This window comes from Streptomyces viridochromogenes (assembly GCF_001270495.1).
Classification (GTDB): Bacteria; Actinomycetota; Actinomycetes; order Streptomycetales; family Streptomycetaceae; genus Streptomyces; species Streptomyces viridochromogenes_A.
In genome coordinates this window covers 1-7101 of record NZ_LGUR01000041.1, presented here as the reverse complement: position 1 = coordinate 7101, position 7101 = coordinate 1, and the positions used below count along the sequence as shown (strand labels likewise).

At 70.4% G+C, this 7101-nt stretch carries 3 protein-coding genes and 1 pseudogene; 3 read left to right on the top strand and 1 reads right to left on the bottom strand.

Features of this window, described 5'->3' with window-relative positions; translation table 11 throughout:
- The first annotated feature begins 200 nt into the window (after nucleotides 1–200).
- Nucleotides 201–1646 carry an aldehyde dehydrogenase family protein gene (locus ADK36_RS07220; RefSeq protein ID WP_048587457.1) on the top strand — a complete coding sequence of 482 codons (1446 nt, stop codon included), beginning with the start codon at nucleotides 201–203 and terminating at the stop codon, nucleotides 1644–1646.
- A 97-nt stretch (nucleotides 1647–1743) separates the two neighbouring features.
- On the opposite strand, the gene ADK36_RS07215 is transcribed toward ADK36_RS07220, so the two are convergent.
- Nucleotides 1744–4584 carry a glycoside hydrolase family 3 C-terminal domain-containing protein gene (locus ADK36_RS07215; protein WP_053196788.1) on the bottom strand — a complete coding sequence of 947 codons (2841 nt, stop codon included), beginning with the start codon at nucleotides 4582–4584 and terminating at the stop codon, nucleotides 1744–1746.
- A 376-nt stretch (nucleotides 4585–4960) separates the two neighbouring features.
- On the opposite strand from ADK36_RS07215, the gene ADK36_RS07210 reads away from it, so the two are divergent.
- On the top strand, nucleotides 4961–6625 hold the full coding sequence (locus ADK36_RS07210) for an extracellular solute-binding protein (RefSeq protein ID WP_053196786.1): 1665 nt from the start codon (nucleotides 4961–4963) through the stop codon (nucleotides 6623–6625).
- Nucleotides 6625–7101: pseudogene (locus tag ADK36_RS07205) on the top strand (sugar ABC transporter permease); the annotation flags it as partial. The gene ADK36_RS07210 and the pseudogene ADK36_RS07205, both read left to right, overlap by 1 nt.

The following is a 7101-nucleotide window of genomic DNA, read 5'->3' as shown; positions in this document are numbered from 1 at the left end:
GGGGGCGGCAGCCCCCAGGGATGGGACGGGTAGGGGCGGCGGGGGCGAGGATTCCTTGGCCGCGCCACCCACCCCGCCAAACCGGCACACCCCCCACCCCCACCACTCCACCCCGGACAAACACCCCTGCGCCCCCACGCCCCTACCGTGGACCCCGACACACCAGGACACCCCCAACGCGGAAGGGCCGGGAAATCGACATGACTTCCAGCCACGCCTTCTGGCTCGCCGGCCGCCAGGTCAGCGGCGAGGACAGCTTCGATGTGACCTCCCCGTGGGACGGGCGGCTCGTCGGCAAGGTGAGTGTGCCGACGGACGCGCAGACCGAGGAGGCCGTGGCCGCCGCGTACGCCGTCCGCGACGACTTCGCCGCGACCCCCGCCCATGTGCGGGCCGCCGCCCTCGACCACGTCAGCAAGCGGCTCGTCGAGCGCACCGAGGAGATCGCCCGGCTGATCTCCGCCGAGAACGGCAAGCCCATGAAGTGGGCCCGCGGCGAAGTCGGCCGTGCCGTGTCCGTCTTCCGGTTCGCGGCCGAGGAGGCCCGGCGGTTCAACGGCGGCGAGGCCCAGCGGCTCGACACCGACCTCGGTGGTCAGGGGCGGCTCGCCCTCACCCGGCGGTTCCCCAAGGGGGTCGTCCTGGGTATCGCGCCCTTCAACTTCCCACTGAACCTGTGCGCCCACAAGATCGCCCCGGCCATCGCCGCCGGTGCGCCGATCATCCTGAAGCCCGCCCCGGCCACGCCGCTCTCCGGGCTCGTCATCGGTGAGCTCCTCGCCGAGACCGACCTCCCGGCCGGCTCCTGGAGCATCCTCCCGGTGCCGAACGACCGGATGCCCGCGCTGGTCCAGGACCCGCGCCTGCCCGTGATCTCCTTCACCGGCTCCGAGAAGGTCGGCTACGCGATCATGGATTCGGTGCCGCGCAAGCACTGCACCCTGGAGCTGGGCGGCAACGGCGCGGCGGTCGTGCTCGCCGACTACGCCTCCGACGCGGACCTCGACTGGGCCGCGACCCGCATCGCCACCTTCTCCAACTACCAGGGCGGCCAGTCCTGCATCTCGGTGCAGCGGGTGATCGCGGACGCGTCCGTCTACGACCGGCTCCTGCCGCGCATCGTCGCCGCCGTCGAGGCCCAGGTCACCGGTGACCCGAACGACGACGCGACCGATGTCGGCCCGCTGGTCAGCGAGGACGCCGCCAAGCGCGTCGAGAGCTGGGTGGACGAAGCCGTCGCCGCCGGGGCCGCCCTCCTCACCGGTGGCAAGCGCGACGGCGCCTCCTACGCGCCGACCGTCCTCACCGACGTACCGGCCGACGTCACCCTCGCGTGCGAGGAGGTCTTCGGGCCCGTCCTCACCGTGCACAAGGCCGACGGGGAGGCCGCCGCCTTCGCCGCCGTCAACGAGTCCAAGTACGGCCTCCAGGCGGGCGTGTTCACCCACGACCTCCAGACCGCCTTCCGGGCGCACCGCGCCCTTGAGGTCGGCGGCGTCGTCATCGGCGACGTCCCTTCCTACCGTGCCGACCAGATGCCGTACGGCGGTGCCAAGCAGTCCGGCGTGGGCCGTGAGGGCGTGAAGTTCGCGATGGACGACTACACCTACGAGCGGGTGTTGGTCCTCACCGGTCTCGCTCTCTAGTAAATGGGATCCATTTTCAGTTAGGCTCTCCGAAGAGGCCCGGCACCGATGCCTTCCGGTGCCGGGCCTCTTCTTTGTGCCGGCCTCTTCCGGACCCTCAACCGGAGAAGCCGACGTGCGCGAGCCGCACCGGGCCGCGCAGTCTGAGGTGGACGTCCCGGACGCCCTCGGCGATGATCCCGGCGCGCAGTGTCGCGTAGTCGTACGGGCTCGCGTCGTCCGCCGCCTCGGACGTCAGGACGGCGAGCACCGCGCCCCCGTCCAGCGACACCTCGACCGCGCCGTCGCCGGAGAGCGCCGCCGTCACCTCGGTGACGCCGTCCCCGAAGTCGCAGTCCCGGTAGACCAGTTGACCCGACCTGCCCTGGGCCGGCGTCACCGAGTCGCCCGTCGTCTTCGTGCGGTCGACGATCGCGATGCCGCTCTGCTCGTCGAAGTCGGCCGCGGCCAGTCCGCGGCGCCGGACGGGGCGCGGGGCGGATGCCTCGCCGTCCAGGATCACCGTCGTCCGCAGGCGGACGTCCTCGCTGGAGGCGCCGGCCAGCACCTCGTACGGGCCGGGCTCCCGGCGCCAGCCGCCCCGGGCCACGTCCCAGAAGGCGAAGGCGGACAGCGGGACTTCGAAGCTCAGCTCCGTCCGCTCGCCCGGTGCCAGCCGCACCCGGCTGTGCGCCATCAGCTCGCGGCGCGGGCGCGGCACCGCCGGGTCCACGGCGCGGGTGTAGAGCTGGGCCACCTCGTCGGCCGGCACATCGCCGGTGTTGGTGACCGTGAAGGAGACGTGCAGGGAGTCGTCCGTCGTGCGGGTGCTGAGGTCGGCGTAGGAGAAGGCCGCGTACGACAGGCCGTGGCCGAACGGGAACAGCGGGGTCCCCTCGAAGTACAGGTAGGTCTGGCGGCTGCCGATCACGTCGTAGTCGAGAAGGTCGGGCAGGTCGGTGTCGGCGGCGTACCAGGTCTGCGGGAGACGGCCCGCGGGGGAGACGTCGCCGGCCAGGACACGGGCCAGGGCGGTGCCGGCCGCCTGGCCGCCGTGCGACATCCAGAGCAGCGCCGGAAGGGCCGCGTGATCGACGGCGTAGGGGTACGCCGACACCAGCGCCAGCACCGTGTTCGGGTTGGCGGCGTGCGCGGCGCGCAGCAGGCGCTCCTGGTGGGCGGGGAGGTGCAGCGTCGAGCGGTCCTCGGTCTCGCGGCCGTGGATGTGCGGGTCGTTGCCCGCGACCACCAGGACCACGTCCGCCTGTGCGGTGACCCGGGTTACAGCGTCTTCACCGTTTTCGACGACGATGAGCTGGAAAGTTTCCGGATTCGCTTCGGCAACCCGCACGCCGTCGGCGGCGACTGAGACGTGGCGACCCGTACCCATGTGCCGGAGGAGGTGTCCGTTCTCATGCGCTTCCAGGCGGAACGTCTCCTGGACGACCCAGCCTCCGGGCTGGTCGGCGGAGGCGCGGACACAGCCGTCCTCGGCGACCGAGAGGTAGCGGCCGTCGGGGGCGCGCAGGGTCAGCACGCCCTCGCCCCAGTCGACGAGCGCGAACTCGGTGCCGGTCGGGTCCGTGGTCAGCGGGGGCAGATCGGTACGGCCGGCGAGCAGGGCCGGGTCGAGGGCGCCCTCGGCGCCGCGCACCTCGTCGTCGGCGTCCGCCTCCGGAACGTGCAGGAAGGCTCCGGTCGAGGTCTTCAGCAGGACCCGGTCCACGCCTTCCGCGAACTCCACCCGCTCCGCGCCGAACCGCTCGTACACGCCCTCCAGCGGGGTCGAGCGGTGGATGAGCGTGCCGCTGTACCAGTCGAGCTTGCACTCGTCGGCGAGCAGACCGACCACGGCGAGCCGGGTGTCCGGGGCGAGCGGCAGCAGGCCGCCGCTGTTCTTGAGCAGGACGACCGACTGCTCGGCGGCCTCCTGGGCGAGGGTGCGGTGGGCCGGGGTGTCGAAGTCCTTGGTGAGCGCGTGCGGGTCGTACTCCGGGTCGAACTCGCCGAGCCGGAAACGCACCGAGAGCTGGCGGCGTACGGCCGTGTCGATGTCCGCCTCGGTCAGCAGGCCCCGCTCCAGGGCCCCGCGCACGCGTGCGGTGATCTTCGAACCGTCGGTGCCGTGGTCGGTGAAGCTGTCGACACCGGCCAGCAGCGCGGCGGCCGTGGCCTCCTCGTGGGTGTCGAAGTAGTGCTCGGAGTCGACCAGGTTGGAGGGCGCCCCCGCGTCGGAGCAGACCAGCAGGTCCTCGTCGGTCCAGGTGCGCAGGTGCTCGCGCAGATAGGGCGAGACGTGGTTGGGGCGGCCGTTGACCAGGTTGTACGCCGGCATCACACCGGCCGTCCCGCCCGCCTCGACCGTCTCGCGGAAGGCGCGCAGATCGTACTCGTGCAGGACGCGCGGGCGCACCGAGGACGACGTGACGTCACGGCCCGTCTCGTTGTTGTGGGCCAGCCAGTGCTTGAGGACGGGTGCGGTGCGCCAGTACGTCGGGTGGTCGCCGCGCAGGCCACGGGTGTACGCGGTGGCGATGGCCGAGGTGAGCTTGGGGTCCTCGGAGTAGCCCTCCTCGTTACGGCCCCAGAGGGGGTGGCGCAGGAGGTTGACGGTGGGAGCCCAGACGTTCAGTCCCACCCGCTCGTCGCGGGCGCGCATCGCGCGGGTCTCCTTGGAGACGGCCTCGCCGACCCGTCGTACGAGTTCGGTGTTCCATGTCGCGCCGAGGCCGACCGCCTGCGGGAACACGGTGGCCGGCCCCATCCAGGCCACGCCGTGCAGGGCTTCCTGGCCGGTGCGGAACCCCTCGATGCCGAGTCGTTCGACGGCGGGCGCGAACTGGTGCAGGAATCCGATCTTTTCATCGAGCGTGAGCCGCGTCAGAAGGTCGTCGATGCGCTTCGCGAACGGCAGGCGCCGATCGCGGAAAGGAGGCGTAGGCGGCGTTTGTGCGGTCACGTGGGGATCCCCTTGCGGTGGAACGGCGAGGCGCTTTCGAAGCGCTTCGATGCTGATTCGACGAGGGGGTGGGTGTCAAGACACCCCGGCGCAACAACTCCGACTCCTGACCGTTATTTCAAGCGCCATAAGAGAGCGGTCGGATCCTCCACACCTCGGAGGAATCTTGGAATCGACCCTTGTGCACCCCCATGCCTTCACTTAACCTCGCAGCAACATCGAAGCGCTTCGACTAGTTCGACCACGAGGCTCGCACGCTTCCGGGGTGCCCCCCGCCGTGGTCGCAGGATCGCTTCAGCTCAGCCAGATCCACTTAAGACACCGCAGCCGACGGCCCACCGCCGGGTGTCCAGGTGCGCCATGAAGGGTTGACGCAATGACGCCGAACGCCGACTCCGCCCCCTCCGGACCCAGCCGGAGAACCTTCCTCGCCTCCACGGCGGTCGCCACCGCAGCGGTGGCGGGTGGGATGCCGCTGCTCGCCGCCTGCGGCGGTTCGGAATCCGGTTCGCGGGAGGGTGCCACTTCGGGCAAGGCAGCGGACAAGCTGCTCCCGGCCTACGTCGCCAGCACCGTCGCCCAGCCGGACCTGCCGTCGAAGAACGGTTCGGCGGCCGGCTACACGGGCAAGGTCGACCTCGCGGCCCTGAAGACCTCGGTCCCGGAGAAGCTCGGCACCGGCGCCTCCTTCAAGGTCATGTCCCCGTTCTGGGGCTCCCCGCCCAAGCCCGGGAACCCCTACTACACGGCGCTCGACGCCGCGGCGGGCACCAAGATCACCTGGCAGAACCAGGACGGCACCACCTACGGCGAGAAGCTCGGCGCCGTCCTCGCCTCCAGTTCCATACCCGACATGGTGGTCGTGCCGGGCTGGGAACTCGTCGGCAAGATCTCGAACGCGGTCACCGCGAAGTTCATGGACCTCGGTCCCTACCTGGCGGGCGACAAGGTCAAGAAGTACCCGAACCTGGCCGCCATCCCCTCCGACGCCTGGCGCATGGGCATCTTCGGCGGCGCGCTGCGCGGCATCCCGATGCCGGCCGCCACCGCGTCCTTCATCGTGCCCATCTTCGACAAGAAGGGCTGGTCGGCCCCCAAGTCGCCGGACGAGTTCCTCAGCTGGGCCAAGGAGGCCACCAGCGCCAAGGCCAAGGTGTGGGCCTGCGGTGACATGAACTGGACCGCGTGGGGCATCTTCGGCGTCCGCCCGTCCGGGACGCTCGGCTGGGACATCGGGGACGACGGCAAGCTGACGTACCGCATCGAGCAGCCCGAGTACCTGGAAGCCCTGGAGTGGACGCGCAAGCTGTTCGACGCGGGCGTGGTCCATCCCGACGACAAGGCGCGCTCCGGCGACGCGGGTAACCGTTTCACCGCCGGCCAGATCCTCGTCTTCAACCAGGACATGTCCAACTGGTACGGCAAGACCACCGAACAGGCCGCGTCCAACCCGGATTTCGAGATCGAGGGCATGGACATCTTCGGCGCGGACGGCGGCAACCCGAAGCTTACGGCGGCCCAGCCCGCCGGTATCTGGTCGATGATCCGCAAGGGCGCCTCGAAGACGACCGTGGAGAACGCGCTGGCCGCGGCCAACTTCGCGGCCGCGCCCTATGGCACCAAGGAGCGGATGCTCGTCGACTACGGCGTCGAGGGCACCCACTACACGGTCAAGGACGGCGTCCCGGTCAAGAACGACCTGGGCAACTCCCAGGTGGTCAACGCCTGGGTGATGTTGGCCGCGCCGGCCGCCTACTACGCCCACCCCGACTTCCCCGACGTCGCCCGCAAGCAGGTCGAGTGGCAGCAGCGGATGGGCGCCTTCATGAAGAAGACGTCCACGTACGGCATGAACATCGTCGAGCCGAGCCGCTACGCCAATCTCTCCAGCCAGTTCGAGCAGCTGGAGATCGACTTCGTGCGCGGCAACCGGAAGCTGTCCGACGTACAGCAGGCCATCTCCACCTGGAAGTCCTCCGGCGGCGACAAGCTGCGCGACTGGTACAAGGAGCTCATCGACAAGAACGGCAGCGGCAACTGATGTCTCTCACGGCCGGGAGCAGGCCCGACGGGACTCGTCCCCCCGCGGCCGTCGAGGAACCGACGGCCGCGGTCGCCACCGCGGTGGCGAAGGACCGGGTGCCGGGCAAGGCGGGCCGGGCGGGCAAGGTTCCCTTCCGGATCCGGCTGCGCCGCGACCGGGCGCTCATCCTGATGACGCTGCCCGTCATGGTCCTGCTCCTGCTCTTCAACTACGTCCCGCTGCTCGGCAACGTCGTCGCCTTCCAGGACTACGACCCGTACGTCTCCAGCAACGGCATCACCGCGATCTTCCACAGCCCATGGGTCGGGGTGGAGCAGTTCTCGCGGATGATGGACGACCCGCTGTTCTGGAGTGCCGCGGAGAACACCGTCGTCCTGTTCGTGCTCCAACTGGTGCTGTTCTTCCCGATCCCCGTCGCCCTCGCGCTGCTCATCAACAGCGTGGTCCGGCCCCGGGTGCGGGCCGTGGCGCAG

What these genes read in the sequence shown, in the direction of transcription:
- ADK36_RS07220 (WP_048587457.1), top strand. Translation starts at nt 201, where the DNA reads ATGACTTCCAGCCACGCCTTCTGGCTCGCCGGCCGCCAGGTCAGCGGC.
- ADK36_RS07210 (WP_053196786.1), top strand. Translation starts at nt 4,961, where the DNA reads ATGACGCCGAACGCCGACTCCGCCCCCTCCGGACCCAGCCGGAGAACC.